This is a genomic window from Stenotrophomonas maltophilia (assembly GCF_013464485.1).
Lineage (GTDB): Bacteria > Pseudomonadota > Gammaproteobacteria > Xanthomonadales > Xanthomonadaceae > Stenotrophomonas > Stenotrophomonas maltophilia_AW.
The window spans coordinates 127,599-152,701 of the sequence record NZ_RAUX01000001.1; the positions used below are offsets into that span (position 1 = coordinate 127,599).

Annotated in this window: 17 protein-coding genes; 15 read left to right on the plus strand and 2 right to left on the minus strand. The window is 61.8% G+C overall.

What is annotated here, in order from left to right:
- Positions 1 to 79 precede the first annotated feature (79 nt).
- The 12 genes from moeB (at position 80) to D7Y61_RS00640 (ending at position 19,837) form a co-directional block, all read left to right on the plus strand.
- A complete protein-coding gene (gene moeB / locus D7Y61_RS00585) occupies positions 80 to 1,216 on the plus strand; it encodes a molybdopterin-synthase adenylyltransferase MoeB (RefSeq protein ID WP_180864526.1) in 1,137 nt (378 codons plus the stop codon).
- Between the two features lie 350 nt (positions 1,217 to 1,566).
- Complete coding sequence (locus D7Y61_RS00590) at positions 1,567 to 3,396, plus strand: monovalent cation:proton antiporter-2 (CPA2) family protein (RefSeq protein WP_180864527.1); 1,830 nt, start codon at positions 1,567 to 1,569, stop codon at positions 3,394 to 3,396.
- Positions 3,397 to 3,641: 245 nt separating this feature from the next.
- Entirely contained in the window at positions 3,642 to 4,520 is an 879-nt protein-coding gene (folD, locus tag D7Y61_RS00595) for a bifunctional methylenetetrahydrofolate dehydrogenase/methenyltetrahydrofolate cyclohydrolase FolD (RefSeq protein WP_180864528.1), read from the plus strand.
- 396 nt (positions 4,521 to 4,916) lie between these two features.
- Positions 4,917 to 6,374: an IMP dehydrogenase gene (gene guaB / locus D7Y61_RS00600; protein ID WP_005409308.1), complete on the plus strand. Its 1,458-nt coding sequence runs from the start codon at positions 4,917 to 4,919 to the stop codon at positions 6,372 to 6,374.
- Between the two features lie 107 nt (positions 6,375 to 6,481).
- Positions 6,482 to 6,961 carry a hypothetical protein gene (locus D7Y61_RS00605; RefSeq protein ID WP_180864623.1) on the plus strand — a complete coding sequence of 160 codons (480 nt, stop codon included), beginning with the start codon at positions 6,482 to 6,484 and terminating at the stop codon, positions 6,959 to 6,961.
- Positions 6,958 to 8,523 carry a glutamine-hydrolyzing GMP synthase gene (gene guaA / locus D7Y61_RS00610; RefSeq protein ID WP_005413109.1) on the plus strand — a complete coding sequence of 522 codons (1,566 nt, stop codon included), beginning with the start codon at positions 6,958 to 6,960 and terminating at the stop codon, positions 8,521 to 8,523. Before D7Y61_RS00605 ends, guaA begins: the two co-directional genes overlap by 4 nt.
- 455 nt (positions 8,524 to 8,978) lie before the next feature.
- Positions 8,979 to 10,475, plus strand: coding sequence for a type I restriction-modification system subunit M (locus tag D7Y61_RS00615; protein ID WP_180864529.1), 1,497 nt, complete (start codon positions 8,979 to 8,981; stop codon positions 10,473 to 10,475).
- A complete protein-coding gene (locus D7Y61_RS00620; RefSeq protein WP_258010162.1) occupies positions 10,463 to 12,100 on the plus strand; it encodes a type I restriction-modification system subunit M in 1,638 nt (545 codons plus the stop codon). Before D7Y61_RS00615 ends, D7Y61_RS00620 begins: the two co-directional genes overlap by 13 nt.
- On the plus strand, positions 12,097 to 14,001 hold the full coding sequence (locus tag D7Y61_RS00625) for an ATP-dependent nuclease (protein WP_180864530.1): 1,905 nt from the start codon (positions 12,097 to 12,099) through the stop codon (positions 13,999 to 14,001). Before D7Y61_RS00620 ends, D7Y61_RS00625 begins: the two co-directional genes overlap by 4 nt.
- Entirely contained in the window at positions 13,998 to 15,674 is a 1,677-nt protein-coding gene (locus D7Y61_RS00630) for a UvrD-helicase domain-containing protein (RefSeq protein ID WP_180864531.1), read from the plus strand. Before D7Y61_RS00625 ends, D7Y61_RS00630 begins: the two co-directional genes overlap by 4 nt.
- Positions 15,664 to 16,857, plus strand: coding sequence for a restriction endonuclease subunit S (locus tag D7Y61_RS00635; RefSeq protein WP_180864532.1), 1,194 nt, complete (start codon positions 15,664 to 15,666; stop codon positions 16,855 to 16,857). The genes D7Y61_RS00630 and D7Y61_RS00635 overlap by 11 nt, the downstream gene beginning before the upstream one ends.
- Positions 16,850 to 19,837, plus strand: a complete 2,988-nt coding sequence (locus D7Y61_RS00640) for a type I restriction endonuclease subunit R (protein WP_180864533.1) — start codon at positions 16,850 to 16,852, stop codon at positions 19,835 to 19,837. The genes D7Y61_RS00635 and D7Y61_RS00640 overlap by 8 nt, the downstream gene beginning before the upstream one ends.
- Positions 19,838 to 20,280: 443 nt before the next feature.
- Here the strand turns inward: D7Y61_RS00640 and D7Y61_RS00645 are convergent, their stop codons facing one another.
- Positions 20,281 to 20,637: a hypothetical protein gene (locus tag D7Y61_RS00645; protein WP_180864534.1), complete on the minus strand. Its 357-nt coding sequence runs from the start codon at positions 20,635 to 20,637 to the stop codon at positions 20,281 to 20,283.
- 555 nt (positions 20,638 to 21,192) lie between these two features.
- Complete coding sequence (locus D7Y61_RS00650) at positions 21,193 to 22,110, minus strand: LysR family transcriptional regulator (RefSeq protein ID WP_180864535.1); 918 nt, start codon at positions 22,108 to 22,110, stop codon at positions 21,193 to 21,195.
- A gap of 96 nt (positions 22,111 to 22,206) precedes the next feature.
- Here D7Y61_RS00650 and D7Y61_RS00655 point away from each other — a divergent pair, with 96 nt between their 5' ends.
- From D7Y61_RS00655 to D7Y61_RS00665, 3 genes are all read left to right on the plus strand, one after another.
- Positions 22,207 to 23,046: a type 1 glutamine amidotransferase domain-containing protein gene (locus D7Y61_RS00655; protein ID WP_180864536.1), complete on the plus strand. Its 840-nt coding sequence runs from the start codon at positions 22,207 to 22,209 to the stop codon at positions 23,044 to 23,046.
- Between the two features lie 98 nt (positions 23,047 to 23,144).
- Positions 23,145 to 23,876 (plus strand): hypothetical protein, encoded by a 732-nt coding sequence (locus tag D7Y61_RS00660; protein WP_180864537.1) that lies wholly within the window; start codon positions 23,145 to 23,147, stop codon positions 23,874 to 23,876.
- 79 nt (positions 23,877 to 23,955) lie between these two features.
- Entirely contained in the window at positions 23,956 to 24,435 is a 480-nt protein-coding gene (locus D7Y61_RS00665) for a hypothetical protein (RefSeq protein ID WP_345776212.1), read from the plus strand.
- Positions 24,436 to 25,103 lie beyond the last annotated feature (668 nt).

Here is a 25,103-nt window from a genome sequence, read left to right on the forward strand (position 1 = left end):
CAGCCGCGCGACGCGGACGGGGCCTGCAAGGTCAGATTGCGGACAGCCCCATGCGCAGGGTCTGCGCGATAATGCTGCCATGAGCATCCAAGAGCTTTCTCCCGCGCAGGCGCGTGAGCGCCTGGCCCACGGCGCCGTGCTGATCGATGTGCGCGAGGCCCACGAACGGGCCGGCGGCATGGCCGAAGGTGCGCGTGGCGTGGCCAAGGGCGAGCTGCAGGCCGACCCGGCCGCGCATCTGCCGGCGCAGCACCAGGAAATCCTGCTCATCTGCCAGAGCGGCAAGCGCTCGGCCGATGCCGCGCAATCCCTGCTGCAGGCGGGCTACACAAACGTCGCTTCCGTGACGGGCGGTACCGTGGCCTGGCGCGAGCAGTCGCTGCCGCTGGTGCAGCCGCTGGCCAGCGCCGCCGACCGTGATTTCTACGACCGCTATTCCCGCCACCTGCTGCTGCCGCAGGTCGGCGAGGCGGGTCAGCGCCGGCTGCAGCAGGCGCGCGTGCTGGTGCTGGGTGCGGGCGGGCTCGGCGCGCCGGCAGGCTTCTACCTGGCCGCGGCCGGGGTGGGGCACCTGCGCTTTGCCGACCACGACCGCGTGGAGCGCAGCAACCTGCACCGGCAGATCGTGCATACCGAAGCCAGCGTCGGCCGACTCAAGGTCGATTCGGCGCGCGAGCGGTTGCTGGCGCTGAACCCTTCCATCGATGTCGAAGCGGTGCCCGAGCGGGTGACATCCGAGAACGTGGATGCGCTGCTGGACGGTGTGGACGTGGTGCTGGATGGCTCGGACAACTTCCCGCTGCGCTATCTGCTCAACGACGCCTGCATCAAGCACGCCAAGCCACTGGTGTATGCCGCCATCGAGCGCTTCGACGGCCAGGTAAGCGTGTTTGACGCTGGCCGCCAGCGTGGCGTGGCGCCGTGCTACCGCTGCCTGTTCCCGGAGCCCCCGCCGCCGGAGTTCGCACCGAACTGTTCCGAGGCAGGGGTGCTGGGCGTGCTGCCGGGTCTGGCCGGCGTGCTGCAGGCCACCGAGGTGCTGAAGCTGCTGCTGGGCATCGGTGAGCCGCTGGTGGGGCGTCTGCTGCGCTTCGATGCGCTGGGCATGCGCTTCCGCGAGACCGGCATCCGGCCCGACCCGCAGTGCCCGGTGTGTGCGGCGGGCGTGCCGTTTCCCGGGTATATCGATTACGCCGCGTTTTGCCGGGGCGGGTGAGCCCGGCCGGGGATCCATCCACGCATGGCGTGGATCTACCGTGGCATGACGGCTGGGCGTCCATCCACGCATGGCGTGGATCTACTGTAGAGCCGAGCCCACGCTCGGCTGCTTCTGGCCTCGGCAAGAAGAGCAGCCGAGCGTGGGCTCGGCTCTACAGGTTGTGGTTTCGGATTGTGCCAACCAAGGTTGGCACCTACCGAAGCGGGTGCTCGGTTTCAGGATGATGTGGGGGTTCGCTCCCGACATCGTTCCACCTCCAAGACAATCCGGCGCAACATGCGTGCTATTGCCGTCATCGGCATTGCTCTATTGTTGAAGCCGATTCTGGATCTTGGGGAAAACACCGCATGGCGGTAGAAGCAGCGACCAGCGAGCTGGTCAAGGTCGTGGCCCTGTTGGGCGCGGCGGTGGTGATGGTGCCTTTGTTCCGCCGGGCCGGCCTGGGTTCGGTGCTGGGCTACTTCGCCGCTGGCCTGGCGATCGGACCGTTCGGGCTGGGCTGGTTCTCCGACCCGCAGGCGATCCTGCATACCGCCGAACTCGGCGTGGTGATGTTCCTGTTCGTGATCGGCCTGGAAATGCGGCCCTCGCACTTGTGGAGCTTGCGCAAGGAGATCTTCGGGCTGGGCACGCTGCAGATCGTCACCTGTGCGCTGGTGCTGACCAGCATCGCCAAGTTGTTCGGCCTGCCGTGGCAGGTGGCCTTCATCGGCGCCACCGGCTTCGTACTCACCTCCACCGCAGTGGTGATGCAGCTGCTGGCCGAGCGCGGCGACATCGCACTGCCGTCGGGGCAGAAGATCGTCTCCATCCTGCTGTTCGAAGACCTGCTGATCGTGCCGTTGCTGGCGCTGGTGGCCTGGATGGGCCCGAGCGCGGGCAGTGCCGATGGCGAGGGTTCGCGCTGGTTGTCGGTGGCGGTTGGCGTCGGCGCCATCGTCGGCCTGGTGCTGGTCGGCCGCTTCCTGCTCAACCCGCTGTTCCGCGTGCTGGCCGAATCGAAGGCGCGCGAAGTGATGACCGCCGCCGCACTGCTGGTGGTGCTGGGCGCGGCGCTGCTGATGCAGCTGTCCGGCCTGTCGATGGCGATGGGCGCGTTCCTGGCCGGCGTGCTGCTGAGCGAATCGACCTTCCGCCACCAGATCGAAGCGGATATCGAACCGTTCCGCGGCATCCTGCTCGGCCTGTTCTTCCTCAGCGTGGGCATGGCGCTGGACCTGAGCGTGGTGGCCGCGCACTGGCAGCTGATCCTCGGCCTGGTGCTGGCGTTGATGGCGGCCAAGGCGCTGTGCATCTACGTGGTGGCGCGCGTGATGGGCAGCGACCACGCGCAGGCGCTGGACCGTGGCGTGCTGATGGCGCAGGGCGGTGAGTTCGCCTTCGTGTTGTTCTCTGCTGCCGCATCGGCCGGCGTGATCGACCTGGAGATCAATGCCAACTTCACCGCCGTGGTGGTGCTGTCGATGGCACTGACCCCGCTGGTGGTGCTGGTCTACAAGCGCATCGCCCCGAAGCCGACGGTGAACATGGACGGCGTGGACGAGGCCGATGGCCTGTCCGGCAGCGTGCTGCTGATCGGCTTCGGCCGCTTCGGCCAGGTCGCCAGCCAGTCGCTGCTGGCGCGCGACGTGGACGTGACCATCATCGACAACGACGTGGAGATGATCCAGAGCGCCGCGCGCTTCGGTTTCAAGATCTACTACGGCGACGGCACGCGTCTGGATGTGCTGCATGCCTCTGGTGCCGCCACTGCGCGCGCGATTGCGGTGTGCGTGGACAAGGCCGAAGCGGCTGACCGCATCGTTGAACTGGTGGCGCATGAGTTCCCGCAGGCCAAGCTGATGGTGCGTTCGTTCGACCGTGAGCATTCGCTGCGGTTGATCCATGCCGGCGTCGATTTCCAGATCCGCGAGACCTTCGAATCGGCGGTGTTGTTCGGCCAGGCCGCGCTGGTGGAACTGGGTGCGGACGAAGACGATGCGGTGGAGATTGCCGAGCAGATCCGCCGTCGCGATGCCGAGCGCTTTGAGCTGGAAATTGCCGGTGGTGGCTTGAATGCCGGTGCGCGGATGATCTATGGCAACAGCCCGCAGGGCGTGCCGACGCCGACGCCGTTCACCGCGCCGAAGCGCGAGAGCAAGACGCTGAACCCGCAGGATGTGCCGGAAGAGGAGTAGAGCCGAGCCTATGCTCGGCTGCTCTTCGGCCAGGCTGCGATAGATCCGCGCTGCGCGCGTGAGCCGAGCGTAGGCTCGGCTCTACAGGGGCGGACGGGGCGGCTGTAGAGCCGAGCCCATGCTCGGCTGCTCCTCGTGCTGGGGTCAGAGCCCTTTGCCCGTGGCAAAGGGATCCGACCCCGGTGGGCGAGGGGGCCTGAATCGGGGACAATAGCGTCCCCGCCGCCGCCGTCCCCCCGCTCCCGATGACCGATTCCGCCCCCCAGCATCCTGCCCGCATCCTCGATGGCCGCCGTATCGCCGAGGACCTGCTCGACAGCCTGAAGGTGCGCGTTGACGCCCGCGTGGCCGCCGGTGGCAGCCGTCCGGGCCTGGCCGTGGTGCTGGTCGGTGGCGATCCGGCTTCGACCGTGTACGTGCGCAACAAGCGCCGTGCCGCCGAGAAGGTCGGCATCGAGGCGCATGACTACGATCTGCCGGCCGGTACCACCGAAGCCGAGCTGCTCGACCTGATCGACCAGCTCAACGCCGATCCGAAGATCAACGGCATCCTGATCCAGCTGCCGCTGCCGGGCATCCCCGACGCGCGCCGGCTGATCCAGCGCATCAACCCGCGCAAGGACGTGGACGGTTTCCATCCGGAAAACGTCGGCCACTTGGCCCTGCGCGAATTCGGCCTGCGCCCGTGCACCCCGCGTGGCATCACCACGTTGCTGGGCCACACCGACCAGCCGGTGCGCGGCCGCAACGCCACCATTGTGGGCGTGAGCAACCACGTCGGCCGCCCGATGGGCCTGGAGCTGCTGATTGCCGGCTGCACCGTGACCAGCTGCCACAAGTTCACCCCCAAGGACGTGCTGGAACAGGCCGTGCGCAACGCCGACATCCTGGTGGTGGCGGTGGGCCGCCCGGGCATCGTGCCGGGCGAATGGGTGAAGCCGGGCGCAGTGGTGATCGACGTGGGTATCAACCGGCTGGATGACGGCCGTCTGGTGGGTGACGTCGGGTTTGAAGCGGCTGCCCAGCGGGCCAGCTGGATCACCCCGGTGCCGGGTGGCGTGGGCCCGATGACCGTGGCCACGCTGATGCAGAACACCCTGGAAGCGGCGGAAGCACTGAGCTGACCTGCGATTGGGGAGATCTGCTGTTGGTGGGTGCCAACCTTGGTTGGCACACATCCGTCGGGGCCATCGGCCCATCTGGGGTACCGGCGCCGGACGCGTTGTGCCAACCAAGGTTGGCACCTACCAGGGACGGGGTCCGCCCCCCTGAATGAATCACCGCCCCGCGCGACACTGCGGCACCGCTTGGTGGCGCCGGGCTTCGGGCCTCCTGTAGAGCCGAGCCTATGCTCGGCTCATCGCGGTCTGGCGGAAAGCAGCCGAGCATGGGCTCGGCTCTACAGGTGAGCGGGTGCGACACTGTGTCGCGCGGAGTTCCAATTCTGGCTACCAAAAATGCTGTTCTTGGCTCCTGAAAAGGGGTAAAATGTCGCGCTTCCCCACATCTCGGGTATGCCGATGCTGCGCATCCAGGCTGAAGCACTCACTTACGACGACGTCTCGCTCGTCCCCGCCCACTCGACCATCCTGCCCAAGGACGTCAACCTCGAAACGCGGTTGACCCGAGACCTGAAGCTCAAGCTTCCGATCCTGTCTGCGGCCATGGATACCGTCACCGAAGCCCGCCTGGCCATCGCCATGGCACAGCTGGGTGGCATGGGCATCATCCACAAGAATCTCAGCCTGGAACAGCAGGCCGCGGAAGTGGCCAAGGTCAAGAAGTTCGAGGCCGGTGTCATCCGCGACCCGATCACCGTCGGCCCGGAAACCACCATCCGCGACGTGCTGGCCCTGACCCAGGCGCACAACATCTCCGGCGTGCCGGTAGTGGGCAGCGACGGCCTGCTGGCCGGCATCGTGACCCACCGCGACATGCGCTTCGAGACCGAGCTGGACGATCCGGTCCGCCACATCATGACCAAGAAGGATCGCCTGATCACGGTCAAGGAAGGCGCCGCGTCCGACGAAGTGCTGCAGCTGCTGCACCGCAACCGCATCGAAAAGGTGCTGGTGGTCAACGATTCGTTCGAACTGCGTGGCCTGATCACCGTCAAGGACATCCAGAAGAACACCGACTTCCCGAACGCTGCCAAGGACCTGTCGACCCGCCTGCTGGTCGGCGCTGCCGTCGGCGTGGGTGGCGATACCGATCGCCGCGTGGAAGCGCTGGTCGCCGCCGGCGTGGACGTGATCGTGGTCGATACCGCGCACGGCCACTCGCAGGGCGTGCTGGACCGCGTCAGCTGGGTCAAGAAGAACTTCCCGAACGTGCAGGTCATCGGTGGCAACATCTGCACCGGCGAAGCGGCACTGGCGCTGCTGGACAGTGGCGCGGACGCAGTGAAGGTCGGCATCGGCCCGGGCTCGATCTGCACCACCCGCGTCGTCGCCGGCGTCGGCGTGCCGCAGGTCACCGCGATCGACCTGGTGGCCGAAGCGCTGCAGGACCGCATCCCGCTGATCGCCGACGGTGGCATCCGCTACTCGGGCGACATCGGCAAGGCGCTGGCCGCTGGCGCCTCGACCATCATGGTCGGTGGCCTGCTGGCCGGTACCGAGGAATCGCCGGGCGAGACCGAGCTGTACCAGGGCCGTTCGTACAAGAGCTACCGCGGCATGGGTTCGCTGGCTGCCATGGAGAAGGGGTCGAAGGACCGCTACTTCCAGGACGCTGCCACCGCCGACAAGCTGGTGCCGGAAGGCATCGAAGGCCGCGTGCCGTACCGCGGCCCGGTGGGCGGCATCATCCACCAGCTGATGGGCGGCCTGCGCGCCACCATGGGCTACGTGGGCTGCGCCACCATCGAAGACATGCGCAGCAAGCCCAAGTTCGTGAAGATCAGCGGCGCCGGCCAGCGTGAGAGCCACGTCCACGACGTGACGATCACCAAAGAGCCGCCGAACTACCGCGCCTGATGCGCTTGCGAACTGCTCTTGCGATTACGGGCAGCCTGCTGATGGCAGGCTGTTCGTTGTCCGAACCGCCGCCGCGCTCCGGGTCTCCGGGCGCGGCGGTTTCGCAATTGCAGGACGTACAGGCGTGCCAGAACGCGTTCTCGCTGCCGAAAGGCTGGCAGGTGCAGGCCGCTGGCGAACAGCGCTGGCTGCTGAAAGGCACCGGCGAGCGCCCGCTGCAGGTCATCCTGCGGTGCGTTACCGATCTGGGTGACAGGCTTGAAGATCCTGTGGTCACCGCCGAGCTGGGGCCGCTGGAGCCGAAGCGGATGAGTGCCGCGATGGCCGATTGGGGTACTGCGAAAGCATCTGGCTACCCGATGCGCGCCTTTCAACGGCGCATCGTGCCCGGCACCGAGGTGCAGGAAATCGCCGAGCTGCCGCGCGCCGACCGCTCCAACCCCAACGCACCGCACGGCCTGCTGATGCTGCGCTGGGACGAGGAAGATGCCTCACATATTCAACAACGCGAGGCGTTCATCGCCACGCTGACGCAGAGCCTTGAAGCGCCGGGCGCTGCGAAAAACACCACTGGAACGGCACCATGACCAACATCCATAACGACAAGATCCTCATCCTCGATTTCGGCGCGCAGTACACGCAGCTGATCGCCCGCCGCATCCGCGAGCTGGGCGTCTACTGCGAAATCTGGGCGTGGGACCACAACCCGGCCGAGATCGCCGCGTTCGGTGCCAAGGGCATCATCCTGTCCGGTGGCCCGGAATCGACCACGCTGCCGGGTGCCCCGGCCGCGCCGCAGGAAGTGTTCGACAGCGGCCTGCCGATCTTCGGCATCTGCTACGGCATGCAGACCCTGGCCGCGCAGCTGGGCGGTGCCACCGAAGCAGCGGACCAGCGCGAGTTCGGCCACGCTGAAGTGAACGTCATTAACCCGGATGCACTGTTCAAGGGCCTGAGCGACCACGGCGGCGAGCCGAAGCTGAATGTCTGGATGAGCCACGGCGACCACGTCTCCGTTGCGCCGCCGGGCTTCACCATCACCGCCACCACCGACCGCATTCCGGTGGCCGCCATGGCCAACGAAGAAAAGCGCTGGTACGGCGTGCAGTTCCACCCGGAAGTGACCCACACCCTGCAGGGCCAGGCGCTGCTGCGCCGCTTCGTGGTGGACGTGTGCGGCTGCCAGACCCTGTGGACCGCTGCCAACATCATCGACGACCAGATCGCCCGCGTGCGCGAACAGGTGGGCGATGACGAAGTGATCCTGGGCCTGTCCGGCGGCGTCGATTCGTCTGTGGTGGCCGCGCTGCTGCACAAGGCCATCGGCGAGAAGCTGACCTGCGTGTTCGTGGATACCGGCCTGCTGCGCTGGCAGGAAGGCGACCAGGTGATGGCGATGTTCGCCGAGCACATGGGCGTGAAGGTGGTGCGCGTGAACGCCGCCGACCGTTACTTCGCCGCGCTGGAAGGCGTGAGCGACCCGGAAGCCAAGCGCAAGATCATCGGCAACCTGTTCGTCGAGATCTTCGACGAAGAGTCGAACAAGCTGAAGAATGCCAAGTGGCTGGCGCAGGGCACCATCTACCCGGACGTGATCGAGTCGGCCGGCAGCAAGACCGGCAAGGCGCATGTGATCAAGAGCCACCACAACGTGGGCGGCCTGCCGGAGCACATGAAGCTGGGCCTGGTGGAGCCGCTGCGCGAGCTGTTCAAGGACGAAGTGCGCCGCCTGGGCGTTGAGCTGGGCCTGCCACGCACCATGGTCTACCGCCACCCGTTCCCGGGCCCGGGCCTGGGCGTGCGCATCCTGGGCGAAGTGAAGCGCGAATACGCCGAACTGCTGGCCAAGGCCGATGCCATCTTCATTGATGAGCTGCGCAAGGCGGACCTGTACGACAAGACCAGCCAGGCGTTTGCCGTGTTCCTGCCGGTGAAGTCGGTGGGCGTGGTGGGCGACGCGCGCGCTTATGAGTGGGTGATTGCGCTGCGTGCCGTGGAGACGATTGACTTCATGACGGCGCATTGGGCGCATCTGCCGTATGAGTTCCTGGGGACGGTGAGCAACCGGATCATCAATGAGTTGCGGGGGGTGTCGCGGGTGGTTTATGACATCTCGGGGAAGCCGCCGGCGACTATTGAGTGGGAATGAGTTGAAAGAACGAGGGCGCCGAGAGGCGCCCTTGTTGGAGAGGGTGAGCCGAGGCCGTTTTCATTTGTAGGATGGCATTTGCCATCCTAAGGTGTCCCAGGGCCTGTCTCACTGGCCTAGAATAAGGGGTAAACCTCCCTGAACTCGAGATTCGCGTGTTCCAGCGCACGGGCGGCTTGGTATTCGCGGCGATTGAAGCAGGAGGGGAAGTGGCCGACTGAATTGGGCCCATCGTAAGGGCATAGATGGTTCGTCTGGCCACATTAATTTGCTCCGCTTCTCTTTGGGAAGTGAGTATTCAGCGCGCTGGAATCCAGTTGCTCCAGTAGCTGGGGTGTGATTGGAGGAGTTCCTTGGCCTCCTGTCTGACTGCGTACTCCCGAGGAGAGCTTCAAGCGCATCACTGTTTTAAATCAGCAATCAAGCTGATATGCACGTCATAAGAAAGGCGCATTGTGAGCGAACAGAAATTCACCCTCAATCAGCTCGAGGGCCACCTCTGGGAGTCCGCCAACATCCTGCGCGGCCCGGTGGATGCGGCTGACTTCAAGACCTACATCTTCCCGCTGCTGTTCTTCAAGCGCATCTGTGATGTCTGGGACGAGGAGTACCAAGACATCGTGGACGAGACTGGCGACGAGCAACTGGCCTGGTTCCCGGAGTCGCATCGCTTCCAGATCCCGGAAGACAGCCACTGGAACGACGTTCGCACTAAGGCCAGCAATGTCGGGACGGCCCTACAGCGTGCGATGCGCGAAATTGAGAAGGCCAATCCCGAAACCCTGTACGGCGTATTCGGCGATGCCCAGTGGTCAAACAAGGAGCGGCTGTCCGATGCCTTGCTTAAGGACTTGATCGAGCATTTCTCCAAGCTGCCGTTCGGCAACACTAACGTCAATTCGGACCTGCTAGGCGATGCTTACGAATATTTGATCAAGAAATTCGCCGACGCCACCAACAAGAAGGCTGGCGAGTTCTATACCCCACGCAGCGTCGTGCGGCTGATGATCGACATGCTAGATCCCAAGGAGGCCGAGACCATCTACGACCCTGCTTGTGGTACCGGGGGCATGCTGCTGGCTGCCGTGCAGCACGTGAAGGAGCAGCATGGTGACGTCAAGCGGCTATGGGGCAAGCTCTATGGCCAGGAAAAGAACCTGACTACCTCCTCTATCGCTCGCATGAACCTGTTCCTGCACGGCATCGAGGATTTCCATGTGATGCGTGGTGACACTCTGCGCAGCCCGGCCTTCTTCGAAGGTGACCGTCTGGCCACCTTTGACTGTGTGATTGCCAATCCGCCGTTCTCGCTTGAGAAGTGGGGCGAGGAACTCTGGATCAACGATCCCTACGGGCGCAACTTCGCTGGCCTGCCGCCGGCATCCAGCGGTGACTTCGCGTGGGTGCAGCACATGGTCAAGTCAATGGCTGACGTCAGCGGCCGGATGGCCGTGGTACTGCCCCAAGGCGCCCTGTTTCGCAAAGGTGTGGAAGGCAGCATTCGCCAGAAGCTGCTGGAAATGGATCTGGTTGAGGCGGTGATCGGGTTGGCGCCCAACCTGTTCTACGGCACCGGCCTAGCTGCGTGCATCCTGGTCTTGCGCAAGCGCAAGCCGACCAAACACAAGAAGAAGGTGCTGATCGCTGATGCGTCGCGCCTGTTCCGTCGTGGGCGGGCGCAGAACTATCTGGAACCTGAGCACGCCGCCGAGATCCTCGGCTGGTATCGCGGCTTTGTTGACGTGCAGGACGCAGTCCGCTTAGTCAGTCTCGACGAGATCAAGGCCGAAGACTGGACGCTGAACATCCCGCGCTATGTCTTGCCGCCATTGCACGAAAACATCCCACCGCTGCCTGATGCTATCGCGACATTCAAGGACGCGCTCACCCGCTGCCGTGAAGCCGAAGAGCGGCTCGCGCAGGTCATGACTGAAGGGGGATGGCTGAAGTGAGTTCGGACCGCCCATTCAAAGACAACAGGATATTTACTGAAGAATTAGCTAATGCTGCGCGCTCTCGATTGAAGGAAAAGTTTGCCCAGATGGAACAAGAGAAAGCTTGCAGCACCAAACGCATCAGCCATCAAGAACTCGAAAGCTATCTCTGGGGCGCAGCCGTGCTGCTTCGCGGCCTCATCGACGCCGGCGACTACAAGCAGTTCATCTTCCCGTTGCTGTTCTACAAGCGCGTGTCGGATGTGTGGGAGGAGGAATACCAGGCGGCTCTAGCCAGCTCGAAGGGCGACCTCTCGTATGCACAGTTCGCCGAGAACCACCGCTTCCAGATCCCCCAAGGCGCTCACTGGACCGATGTGCGTCAGACGCCGAAGAACGTGGGCGCAGCCATCCAGAAAGCCATGCGCGTCATCGAAACGGCCAACCCGGACCTGCTCGACGGCATCTTCGGCGATGCGGCCTGGACCAATCGCGAGCGCCTGCCTGATGAAACGCTGAAAAATCTGATCGAGCACTTTTCGACCCAGACACTATCCGTGGCCAACGTCCCCGAGGACGAGTTGGGCAACGCCTACGAGTACCTGATCAAGAAGTTCGCGGACGATTCCGGCCATACGGCTGCCGAGTTCTACACGAATCGCACCGTCGTGCACCTGATGACGCAACTCCTGGCGCCTCAGGCGGGCGAGTCGATCTACGATCCCACTTGCGGTACCGGCGGCATGCTGATCTCGGCGCTGGACGAAGTGAAGCGCTCGGGTGGCGAATACCGCACGCTCAAGCTTTACGGGCAAGAGCGCAATCTCATCACCTCATCCATCGCCCGCATGAACCTGTTCCTGCACGGCGTGGAGGACTTCGAAATCATCCGGGGCGACACCCTGGCCGAACCCAAGCACATCGAAGGCGACCGCTTGCGTCAGTTCGATGTGATCCTGGCCAACCCGCCATACTCCATCAAGCAGTGGAATCGCGAGGCCTGGAGCAGTGACAGGTGGGGCCGCAACTCGCTTGGCACGCCGCCGCAAGGTCGCGCCGATTACGCCTTCCAGCAGCACATCCTGACCAGCCTCACCGCCAAGGGGCGTAGTGCTGTGCTCTGGCCGCACGGCGTGCTGTTCCGTAACGAAGAACAGGCCATGCGCGCCAAGATGGTCGAGCAAGACTGGGTGGAAGCGGTCATCGGCCTGGGTCCCAACCTGTTCTACAACTCCCCGATGGAGTCGTGCATCGTCATCTGCAACCGCAAGAAGGCCGCCGATTGCAAGGGCAAGGTGATCTTCATCGACGCGGTGAGCGAGGTCAGCCGGGAGCGGGCGCAGAGCTTTCTGAAGCCCGAGCATCAACAGCGCATCCTGACCGCCTACAAGACCTTTGAAGATGCGCCTGGATTCGCTAAGGTCGCCACCCTGACCGAAATCGGCGCCAATGCGGGCAATCTCTCGATTCCACTGTACGTGAAGCGCGCTGCCGCCATCGTTGCCGCCGACAGCAATGGCGACGCGGTTTCGCCGCGTTCAGCCTGGGATCAATGGCAAACCGATGGTCGCATCTTCTGGCAACAGATGGACGCGCTGGTGGAAACGCTGGATAGCCTTTCCAAGGCTGAGGACACCCAATGAAGCTCCAAACAATTCGGTTGTCGAACTTCCGGTCATTCGGTGAAGATCCCACTGAGATCACGCTCGAAGACATCACCTACCTGATTGGCCCGAATGGCTCAGGTAAAACGGCTGCACTGCAGGCCTTGTGCCGACTCTTCGCCTTCGACCCGTCGCTGCGCAGGATTCTGCGTTCAGATTTCCATGTGCCCAGCAGTGAAGAAGAAGCGCCAGACGAACGACACCTCTGGATCGAGGCCGACTTCCTTTTTCCTGAGCTGGCAGAAGATGCAGACAACACGACCGTTGCCCCAAACTTTGCGCACATGCGACTGGACGAGCCCGACGGTATTCCGCGCGTTCGTTACCGTCTCAGTGCAACCCTGGGAGCAGATGGCGATATCGAAGAATCCATGGCGTATGTACTGGACCTGGATGCTGACGGTGAGCCACTCAGTACTGCGCAAGTCCCGCGCGCCGAGCGTAACCATATCCACGTTCACTATCTTCCGGCACAGCGTGATCCTGCCAGCCACATCGCATACGGCGCCAACGCCCTTCTAGGAAGGATGCTTCGCGCAGTGAAATGGGATGCGGAGCGCGACGCGATTAAAGCGCTGACCGATCAGATCAGTGACAGCTTGGCGGCAAATCCGTCGGTCAATACACTGAGCGAGAGTCTGAAAACGACTTGGGCCGCGCTGCACAAAGGCAAGTTCTTTGCCGATCCGAAGATCACCTTTGTGGCCTCTGAGATCGAAGCCTTGCTTCGCCACATGTCAGTCTCATTTTCCCCTGGACACGATGAGAGTCTGGTCGATTTTTCCAGGCTGAGCGATGGTCAGAAGTCGATGCTTTACCTCTCTCTCGCACTATCGTCTCAAGCCATTGGGCGTGCCGTGCTCGCCGGGCAAGACACATCGTTTGACCCAGATAAATTGCGCCCTCCTATCTTCACGCTAGTAGCTGTTGAAGAGCCTGAGAACAGCCTCTCACCGCACTACCTGGGACGCATCGTTAGTTCCTTGAACACCATGGTTCAACACCCGGACGCGCAAGCACTCATCGCCACGCATGCACCGTCAATGCTGCGACGAGTCGCGCCAGAGTACATCCGCTATCTGCGGCTGACCGAAGCACGGCAATCACGCGTCACAGACATTCAGTTGCCCGAATGCACTGACGAAGCGCACAAATTCGTGCGGGAAGCCGTCCAAGCATTTCCGGAGATCTATTTCTCGCGTTTAGTCGTATTGGGCGAAGGCGATAGCGAAGAGATCGTGTTGCCACGCCTGCTGCAGGTCAAAGGTGCGCCAGTTGATGAATCAGCAGTCACGATTGCGCCTCTGGGGGGCAGGCACGTCAATCACTTCTGGCGCCTGCTCTCGGCTTTGCAAATCCCATATCTGACACTGCTTGACCTGGATGTGGCTCGTTACGCCGCTGGCTGGGGGCGGATCAAGTACGTCAATGATCAACTTGGAAAGTTTCGGCCGGAACAGAAGCTGCCCAAAGACCACGGGATCCCGAAGTGGGATTCAAAAAAATACATGGTCCGGGATTATGATGGCTATCTTGAGAAGCTTGAGGAAAGAGGTGTGTACTTCTCGTATCCCATGGACCTCGACTTCGCTATGCTGCTTTCATTCCCCGATGCCTACGGCGTCGAAGAGGATGAGCCGGATGAATCAACGATCAAGGCTGTGCTTGGGAAAAGCTATAATGACGCGAGCCAGTACAGTGAAGACGAACTGAAAATGTTCAGTACCTATCACCAGCGGTTCAAACTCGGCAGCAAACCGGCAGCCCACATCGAGGCACTGGCCCAACTGACGGATGCAGGGCTGCTGGAGGACATGCCCGCATCACTGAGCAGGCTGGCTGATGCCGTTAGCGCCAAGCTGGCAGAGCTGCCCGAGTGATTTCTATTGACGCTTGGCAGCCTGCAGATGGGCTGACGCTCGAGCCGAATGCACTGCTTGCCGCTATAGAGCAGGAGCGTTGCTTGGCACTCACGGCTGGGCCAGGCGCAGGGAAAACCGAGATGCTGGCGCAGCGAGCGGATTTTCTCCTGCGCACAGGCACGTGCAGATATCCCAAGCGAATTTTGGCGATTTCGTTCAAGGTGGATGCCAGTAAAAATCTGAAGGAACGTGTGCAGCGCCGTTGTGGCTCTGAGCTCGCTTCACGCTTTGACAGTCACACCTTTCATGCTTTCGCCAAACGCATCATTGATCGTTTTCGCCCCGTGCTGACTGGCGAGAATGCTCTCGAGCCTGGCTACACGCTAGGGAAACCCAAGGAGGCTCATAAGCAAATCGACTTTGATGATCTGGTGCCTCTCGCCATTCAGATACTCAAAACATCGAAGCTTCCGCGGAATGCTATTCGTCAGACCTACAGCGACGTTTTCCTTGATGAATTCCAAGACTGCACTGGCCAGCAATACGAACTCGTGAAGCTTGCCTTTCAGGGTACGAACATACGGCTGACAGCTGTCGGCGATACCAAGCAGAAGATCATGGGCTGGGCCGGTGCACTCGATGGCATCTTCCAGACCTTTGCAACCGATTTTTCGGCGACTCCGCTCAATATGTACCGCAACTTTCGCTCGAAACCGCGACTGTTGCGCTTGCAGAACGAAATCATTCGCGTGCTTGACCCCACATCGGTCATGCCGGAAGAGAAAATTTCCGGGGATGGAGGAGTGGTCCTCGCTTGGGGCTTCGAAGACAGCCGACAAGAGGCTGAATACCTAGCAGATCGGATCGGCGAGTGGATTGATCACGAACTCGTCCCACACTCGGAGATCGCCGTGCTGATCTCAAAGCAACCGGATCTCTACGCCAACCATCTGATTGCGGCGCTAGAGGCCAAAGGTATTCCCTACCGCAACGAACAACAGCTGCAAGATATCACCACCGAACCCGCAGCGCGCTTGGTCGTCGATTATCTGTCGTGCATCTACGGCAAGCGTGAGCCCAAGGCATGGGTGCGGCTGATGAACTTGCTGGTGCCTTTTGCCGATGACGAAATCCAGACCAGTACCCGCCGGGACTTTGATCGTCTAATCAAGGCGCAACGCAAGAGCGCATCACTTCTAGAATTGATTGATGAGCCCTACTCAGGTTGGTGGGAGTCGGCGAGAGGGTTTTTGAATAGTATCCCGCATGAAACATTGGTAGCACTCTCGCCCGACTACGAGTCGCAAGATCGGCTCAAAGCGGTCGTACGCGATACCAAGGTGCGTATCGAAGAACTGCTTGAAATTGTGCCGGAATTGCCCAGGGCGCTTGAGCGTTTTGTGGATGAAAAGGCGGTGCGCATTCTGACAATCCACAAGAGCAAAGGCCTGGAGTTCGATTCGGTCATCATCCTCGGTGTTGAGAATCAGACGTTTTGGGGCAAGCCTGACGAAGAACGCTGTGGTTTCTTCGTAGGAGTTTCGCGAGCGAAGCGGCGGCTGGTTGTCACCACGAGCAAGCTACGGGAAGTCCCGCCCTCCAAACCATATCGCTGGCAGGAAAAACGAAATGCGCACAAGGAGTTCTTCGATTACGTCACGCCGTTTGTGAGTGCAGAAAATGAAGAATGAATTCTTGAAACCCGGCTGGCGTCGGGTGAAATTCGGCGACGTGGTGCGCCTCTCGAAAGCCCGCAGTCAAGATCCGTTGGCGGATGGCATTGAATGCTATGTCGGTCTGGAACATCTCGAACCAGGGGACTTGCGCATCCGCAGTTGGGGCAACGTCGCTGACGGTGTGACCTTCACCAGCGTGTTTCAACCGGGGCAGGTGCTGTTCGGTAAGCGACGTGCTTACCAGCGGAAGGTGGCTGTGGCGGATTTCTCCGGTGTGTGCTCCGGTGATATCTATGTATTGGAAACCAAGGATGCGCAGGTCTTGCTGCCTGCGCTGGTGCCGTTCATCTGCCAGACCGACGCCTTCTTCGATCACGCCGTGGGTACGTCGGCAGGCTCCTTGAGCCCCCGGACTAACTGGGCAAGTTTGGCTGATTTCGAGTTCGCCCTACCGCCGCAGGATGAGCAAGAGTCACTTGTAAGGCTGCTGCGCACTGCGACGGATGCCGCTCAAACTCAAGAGAGCAGTATAAAAGCAGCGGAGGGGTTACTCCAGTCGTTCAAGAACGAAGCGATTGGAAATAATGCTGTGGGCATAGCCAAAGATGTCCTTCTTGGAGATATACTGCTGGGGTCCCCTGATAGCGGTTGCAGTGCTCCGCCGAGAGACGCAGACACAGGTTATTTCGTCTTGGGACTTGCTGCGCTATCGCGGCATGGTTACGTGACGGGCGACTTCAAACCTGTGGAGCCGACCAGAAAAATGCTTTCAGCAAAACTGTCAAAAGGTGATTTGCTCATTTCGCGTTCCAACACACCGGACAGGGTTGGCTATGTCGGAATTTTCGATGACGAACGAGATGATGTATCGTTTCCAGACACGATGATGCGGTTGAGACCGAGGCCGGCCGTGATTGATCCGATTTACTTAGAGGCCGTTCTTCAGACGACTTCCGCCCGCGAGTTTCTGATGCGAATTGCGGCAGGAACAAGTGCGAGCATGAAGAAGATCAATCGTGCCAATTTGCTGAAAATGCCCATTAGGCTTCCGAGTCTTGATGCTCAGCGTGCTGCACTTGAGCAGCTACATCGCCTAAGGGCAACCGTGCTCCTGCAGCGCGGACGACTGGTTGCAACCCGCTCGCTCGTTACACAAATTTCTGCGGCAGCGTTGGCTGGATGGCAAAGAAATGTTTAACGAGGCCAACACCGTCGAATCCTACGTCCGTGATCTGCTCGCCGGCCAGGTCAAGGCAGTCCCAGCCAACTCCGTCCAGGAACCTCAAGCCAGCTACGGCCCCAGTCCCAAAGGTATCGGCTGGCGCTACGCCGCCTTGGCTGAGGTACCGCGCCAGATTCAGGAAGTGCTGGTCGAGACCTGGTTGCGCGAGGCGCTGATCCGTCTGAACCCGGAGATTGCCGCTCAGCCCGACCGAGCCGATGAAGTGCTCTACAAGCTGCGCGCCATCGTGTTGTCGGTGCGCTCGGATGGCTTGATCCGCGCCAACGAGGAAATGACCGCCTGGATGCGTGGCGAGCGATCGATGCCCTTCGGCGCCAACAACGAGCATGTGCCGGTACGGTTGATTGACTTGGATGATCTGGCGCAGAACCAGTACATCGTCACCCAGCAGTTCATCTACCGCGCAGGCCCAACTGAGCGTCGTGCCGATCTGGTGTTGTTGGTAAACGGTCTGCCGCTGGTGCTGATAGAGGCCAAGACGCCAGTCAAGAAGTGCATCAGCTGGGTCGATGGCGCGGTGCAGGTGCACGACGACTACGAGAAGGTCGTGCCTGAGCTTTTCGTTTGCAATGTGTTCTCGGTGGCCACTGAGGGCAAGGCCTACCACTACGGCTCAATCGGCCTGCCAGTCAAGGATTGGGGGCCGTGGCATCTGGATCGCAATGGGGAGGATGGTCAGTACCACCCGATGAAGTCGCTCAAGCTGTCCGCTGAGAGCATGTTGCGCCCACATGTGGTGCTGGACATCCTTGGCAGCTTTACCTTGTTCGCCAATAACAAGAAGAAGCAACGCATTAAGATCATTTGCCGCTACCAGCAGTTTGAAGCGGCAAATAAGCTCGTCGAGCGCGTGTTGGCAGGTTACCCCAAGAAAGGACTGATCTGGCACTTCCAAGGCTCGGGCAAGTCACTGCTGATGGTGTTCGCCGCGCAGAAGTTACGCATGCATGCCGGCCTGAAGAACCCGACCGTATTGATCGTGGTGGATCGGATCGATCTCGATAGCCAGATCACCGGCACATTCACCGGAGCGGACATTCCCAACCTGGAAAAGGCGGACAGCCGCGAGAAGCTGCAGCAACTGCTGGCGCAGGATGTGCGCAAGATCATCATTACGACGATCTTCAAGTTCGGCGAGGCCACAGGCAGCCTGAACGACCGCAGCAACATCATCGCCCTGGTGGACGAGGCGCATCGCACTCAGGAAGGTGACTTGGGCCGAAAGATGCGCGAGGCGCTGCCCAACGCTTTCCTGTTCGGCCTGACCGGTACGCCGATCAATCGTGCCGATCGCAACACCTTCTACGCCTTTGGCGCCGACGAGGACGAGAAAGGCTACATGAGCCGGTATGGCTTCGAGGAGTCGATCCGCGACGGTGCCACGCTGAAGCTGCACTTCGAGCCCCGCTTGATCGATCTGCGCATCGACAAGGCCGCGCTGGACGCTGCCTACAAAGACCTGACCGGCGGCCTGTCGGATCTCGACAAGGACAACCTCGCGAAGACCGCCGCCAAGATGGCCGTGCTGGTAAAGACGCCCGAACGTATCCGCAAGGTGTGCGAGGACATCGTCGAGCATTTCCAGACCAAGGTGGAGCCCAACGGCTTCAAGGGCCAGATCGTCACGTTCGACCGCGAGTCCTGCCTGCTATTTAAGACTGAGCTGAACAAGCTGCTGCCGCCCGAGGCCACGGACATAGTGATGTCGGTGCAGGCATCAGACAAGAAGGAGCATCCAGAGTACGCGGCCTATGACCGTTCACGCGATGAGGAAGAGCGGCTGCTTGATCGCTTCCGCGATCCGGCAGATCCGCTGAAGCTGATCATCGTCACGGCCAAACTGCTGACGGGCTTCGATGCGCCCATTCTGCAGGCGATGTACCTGGACAAGCCGCTGCGCGACCACACACTGTTGCAGGCCATCTGCCGGGTGAACCGCACTTACTCCCAGCAGAAGACCCACGGCCTGATCGTGGACTACCTCGGCATCTTCGATGATGTGGCAGCAGCGCTGGAGTTCGACGACCAGAGCGTCAAGCAGGTGGTCAGCAACATCCAGGAGTTGAGGAACGAGCTGCCTGGGGCGATGCAGAAATGCCTGGCGTTCTTCGCCGGCTGCGACCGCACCCTGCAGGGTTATGAGGGCCTGATTGCCGCGCAGCAGTGCCTGCCCAGCAATGAGGCGCGAGACAGCTTTGCCGCCGAGTACAGCGTGCTCAGCAAGATCTGGGAGGCGCTGTCACCGGACGCCGTACTGGGCCGCTTCGAAAAGGACTATAAGTGGTTGTCGCAGGTGTACCAGTCGGTACAACCGTCCAGTGGTCACGGCAAGCTGATCTGGCATTCGCTGGGTGCCAAGACCATCGAGCTGATCCACCAGAACGTGCATGTGGACGCCGTGCGGGATGATCTCGACACCCTGGTGCTGGACGCTGATCTGCTGGAGGCCGTGCTGTCGAATCCCGACCCGAAGAAAGCCGAGGAAGTCGAGATCAAGCTCAAGCGTCGGCTGCGCGGGCATGGCGGCAATCCCAAGTTCAAGCAGCTATCGGAGCGGCTTGATGCGCTGAAAGACCGCTTCGAGTCCGGTCAGATCAGCAGCGTCGAGTTTCTGAAGCAGTTGCTGGAAATCGCCAAGGAGACGTTACAAGCCGAGAAGGATGTCGGGCCCGAAGAGGACGAAGTTCGTGGTAAGGCCGCGCTTACCGAGCTTTTTAACGAGATCAAGACTCCTGAGACGCCCATCATCGTCGAACGCGTTGTCTCGGATATTGACGAGATCGTGCGGCTTGTTCGCTTTCCGGGCTGGCAAAGCACGCAAGCAGGCGAGCGTGAGGTCAAGAAAGCGCTACGAAAGGCTCTCTTTAAGTATAAGTTGCACGCGGATGAAGAGCTCTTCGAGAAGGCCTATAGCTATATAAAGCAGTACTACTAATGTTTACAGGTGTCTTCGAATGAGGCCTTGCTAGCATAATCGGGCTGGCTGTAAGAATGCTCTACTGGTTTAGGTGAGTAGCCATTTGGCTGAACGGGTGACGCATGTTGCATGTGGACCTGGATTAGCTAAAGCGACTTGCAAACAATATGCGTTATGCGAGGGTATTCGGTCGCTGGGGATAAGGAGATCTGGAAGCTGATATCTCTGGCTTTGATGTCCTTGATAGTCCTAGCTGCTCATCGTGAAGGCTTACGCAGGCTGGGGCAGCTAGAGGCTTTGGGCCGTGAAAATGGTTGGGATCTGCGCTACGCCCAGAGGGTTACTTCCTGACCTCTGGTTCTCTCGTTGACGGACCCTGAGCGAGCGTCGCAGCGCAGGGCCCGTCGACACGCGGCGGCACCTCGGGTGCGTTATGGCATTTGTGTCCGGACAATTGGGCGTCACTCTGGCCTGATTTCCCGACAAGCCCACTCAACCAGCCCCCGGCAAGCCAGAAACAGCCCATCCACAACCCCCTCATCCAGATGCCGCTCCGGCTCCGCTGCTATGCGGCAGCGGTCTGCCGAGTGCAGCACCTCCAGCACCGTCAGCAGACCCACCAACGCGCGCTCGGTCCTCGCCAGGCTCACGCGGCGGCCGGGTGATACGTCGTTCTCGGGCCAGGGCAGCCCATCAGCCCCTTCGCAGCCGCGCATGCGCTTGAGGATGCCCAAGAAGGTGCTCAGGTCCGGCAGTGGGGTGTCGTCGTTGATGGGCTCAACAGCGGCGTATGAGGAGAAGGTGTCGGATTCGTTCATGGCGTCGGTTTCCTTGGCTGTGCTTAACAGCGCCACCACGTAAGCGGGGTGGCGGACGATGCGTGGCTGCAAACCGGGATGAGATAGCACCATAGACCGGTGGGCCCGAAGGCCCCCACGCACCGCCCGCCAGAAAGGCCGACGGATTGCCCGCCGGCACCGGTTAAGGACGGTGCCGACGGGCAAGCGCAAACTACAGGTGCATCTCTCATCACGGGTTTGCAGACCCGCTGCCACCCTTTTTCGGTGGCGCGCCATGGTGTTTGCGCCGCCGCTTCGAATACCAATAGAAATTCGCGAAGGAATCGCAGAATTCGAGAGCGAAGAACTATTGTTGCACGCACCATTCGTGCAGCACGCGACACCGCTGGACGCATTCGTGCAGCTACTCTGTTGATGGCGAACCAAACTGGCGCAATCGCCCACGCCACAAGTGAATTGCGCGACACCCTTCTTTGCAACAGTTCTTAGTCTGCTTCGCCAGGCAACGGCGCCCGATCAGCCGCACACGCCGAAAACCGGTTCAAACCCGACACCGTTAGCAAGCACGCAGCTTCAACCGACGCCAGGCTCAGCCGCATTCCCCACCAGCAACTCGATCATCGCCCGCGCCGCCGCCGACTGCCGCCGATGCGGCGCATAGATCACCGAGAACGGCCTCGATCTTCCCCGCAACTGCGGCAGCACCTCCACCAGCTGCCCACGCTGCATCCGCTCGCGCACGATGAACTCATAGCTCTGGCAAATGCCGATGCCCTGTTCGGCCAGCGACACCACGCCCAGCACATCGTCAGAGGTCTCGATGGACGAACGCGGCAGCCAGTCCACGTCGCGCCCGCCGTCGCGGAACGCCCACGGCGCCAGCCGCCCGGTGCGCGGCATCACGAAGGGCAGGCACAGGTGCTGCTGCAGGTCATCCAGCGTCTGCGGCGTGGCGCGGCGCTGCAGGTAGTCCGGCGCGGCCACCAGCAGTAGCGGGGCGTCTTCCAGCTTTCGCCCCACCAGCCCGCTGTCCGGCAGCTGGCCCAGGCGGATGGCCAGGTCGAAGCCTTCGGCCACCAGGTCCACGTTGCGGTTGGTGATGTTCAGTTCCACCTGTACCTGCGGGTACTGCTGCGCAAAGCGCGCCAGCACGGGCGGCAGCCGGTAGTGGCCATAGGTGGTGGGCACGCTCAGCCGCACGCGGCCGGCCAGCGCACCGTCCTGGGCCAGTACGTCGCGCTCGGCGTCGTCCAGCAGGCCGAAGGCGGTGCGCACCTGTTCCAGATAGAGCCGCCCGGCGTCGGTCAGGCCCACGCGGCGGGTGGTGCGCTGCAGCAGCTGCCGGCCCAGCCGCGCCTCCAGGCGGGTGACCGCGCGGCTCAGCACCGAGGGCGTGGTGGACAGCGCCACCGCGCCGGCCGTGAACGAGCCGTGCTCGACCACCGCCAGGAACACCTCCACATCGCCCAGGTAGTCGAACTTGCGGCTCATTTGGCTCTCCGGGGAACAGATGTTTTGCGATGGGGCCAATTTATCGCCGCTGGGGCGATGAATAAAGTGGCGGCCATTCCCCGATAGGAGCTCCCCATGAACCTGATGACCCGGCTGGCCGCAGCGCTGGCCCTGACCCTGGCCGCGACCGGCGCGCATGCCGCCAACGTGCTGGTGGTGCTGTCCGACGAAAACCACCTGGACCTGAAGGACGGCAAGGTGCTGTCCACCGGCTTCTATCTCAACGAGCTGATGCAGCCGGTCAAGCTGCTGCTGGACGCGGGCCACGAGGTGACCTTCGCCACGCCGCAGGGGCGGGCGCCGACGGTGGATGCGTCCTCGGTGACGCCGGCGTACTTCGGCAACGATGCCGCGCAGCTGACGCTGCACAAAGATCTGCTGGAGAAGCTGGCGCTGACCTCGCCGACGGCCTCGCCGGTGGTCAGCCTGGCGCGCATCGAGCAGCAGGGCTACGCGCGCTTCGATGCGGTCTACATTCCCGGTGGCCACGCGCCGATGCAGGACCTGCTGAAGAGCCCCGCGCTGGGCCGGTTGCTGGCCGACTTCCACCAGCGCAACAAGACCACCGCGCTGGTCTGCCACGGGCCGATCGCGCTGCTGTCCACGCTGCCGGATGCTGCGGGTTTCGTGGCGAAGCTGGAGGGCGGTGCGACGCCTGCTACGCCGAAGTGGATCTACAGCGGCTACCAGATGACGGTGATCAGCAACCAGGAAGAAGAGCAGGCCAAGCCGTTGCTGGGCGGCGGTGAGATGAAGTTCTACCCGCAGACCGCGCTGCAGCAGGCGGGTGCGAAGTTCAGCAGCAACACCACGCCGTGGACCGGGCATGTGGTGGTGGACCGCGAGCTGATTACCGGGCAGAACCCGGCCTCGGCGCTGGAAGTGGGGCAGCGGTTGGTGGAGCGGTTGAAGTAGGGCCGATTCTGCATCGCATGCGGTGCCGTGGCACCATGATGGGCTGGCCTTGTCCTTCCGGGCGGGGCGGTTTTCCCAGGGAAGCCCTCGAACACGACATGCGAACGTCTTTTTTCATTCTCTCCGCCCTGTGCCTTGGCTTGTTGTCTGGCTGTGCCAGTGGCCCGGAGGAGCACGCCTCAAGCCGCGAGATCACCGGTGCGTTCGTGGCCGACGACGGCCAGCTATACCTGCTGCCGCGCTTTGAAGAGCCAATGCGTTTCAATGCCGCGCCGTTCCGCGAGTACCGCGCGCTGATGGACAGCCCGCTGCGCGAGGCGGTGGCCTGCGCGCAGATGTATTTCCATGAAGACTGGCGCGACCCGGCCAACAAGGCCAAGGTGCACGGCAGCTATGCGCTGCTGCTGCGGCCGGAGCAGGTGACGCCGGAACAGGCCGCGCAGTTCAAACTGGAGCGGATTGAGGTGCTCCCGCGCGAAGCGAAGTATGTGGATGAGCGGGCGCGCTACTACCTGCCGCAGGACCGGAGCCGTTATGCGCTGGCGTTTGATCGGGCCTGCAATCTTTCAAAGAAGGGCGGCAGCTACTACAGCGCGCTGTTCGAGGGCGACGGCGAGCGGGTGAAGTTGCCGGACGCTGCAGCGTTGGCGGAGAAGGGGAAGCTGGCACAGCCGATCAGTGCGCGGGCGCAACGGATCCTGCCGGAGCGGGAGGACAAGCCGGGTGTGGGTTCGGCGGCGGGCAAGGTACTGGGGGCCGCGTTGATTCCTGTGGCCGTTCCGGTGTTTGTGTTGAGCCTGCCGTTCCTGGGGCCGGATCATTGGAAGTGATGGGGCGTTGAGGGAGAGCCATCCACGCGTGGCGTGGATCTACTTGGGCATCGCCTGAAAGTTCATCCTGGAGATCTGTGTGCCCAGCACGCTGGAAACTGTTTTGAAGACCGTAGGCTTCATTGTCCTCGCGGCACTTCCGTTGGTGATCCTCTGGTTTACCCTTCGGCGAATGTCGGCAACTGCTCGCTCGTCCGTGAAATCGGGGCTGCATTTGGATCCTCCTCGCCGGATCTCCGGAACATCCATGACCTTGGTGATGGTGGATGGCAAAGAGGATCGCGAGCACTATTTCTTTGATGCGGCGTCCTTTTACCTGCGGCGTGGGCCGGTGCCCACGGCGGTTCCGCTTTCGCAGATCACCTCAGTCACACGAACGTCCGACGTCATCTATTCGCGCTATGTCTGGCAGGTGTGCTTCAGCAGAGCATCGGGTAGAAAGTGCGTGACGTTTACCAACAACCTGTCGCTGTTCAACCGCGACTTCCTGCTCTTTCTGGAGGCGGTGCGGAAGGCCAACCCGCTCGCGACCGTTGATCGAGCGAGCGTTCTCTTCTAGAGCGTGTTTGAAGTTCGGTATGAACAGTGTCACTGCAATGGCATCACAGCGCGCAGCCCATGGTCGACCGATGTGATCGATGAGAGATGGGCGTTTGTTGCGCGGTATCTGATGCCGAAGCATTCTCATACGTGGCAGTGCAAGTATGATCTGCGATGAACACGCAAAGCCCGTAACATGGAACGAGGTCCGCTCGTTTCTGCGCGCGATGCGAAGCGTGGGCCTTGTCACCTGTGACGAAGACGCATTTGAGACAATTGTCGAGACGATTTACGTTTATGGCATGCAGTCAATCTCTGCGGAGTAGTTCCTGATGATGTGCCGATCGACGCTGGATGTATCCCTGATTCACGCCTACGCGCTTCCTCTCGGCATATGCGTGGCAGCAGCCGTGGTTCTGATCGCAATATGGTTTGCATCCCGCTCCGGCGGGGTGCCAGCTAGGAATATTGCGCTCGGCTCGGCGCTGGCCGTTGTTGTCGTAGTTGCCTTTGGCCTCGTATATCAAGCGCGGACAGCGTACATCGCCGTTACAGATGGCCAGCTGATTGGGTCAGCAGCGTTTGTCCGACTGCAGCTCCCGCTTTCCAGTGTCTCGTGGCAGGACGCTTCCGATGCTTCAAGGATCACGCTGCCTCACCGGCAACTTGGGACCAGCACAGGGGGCG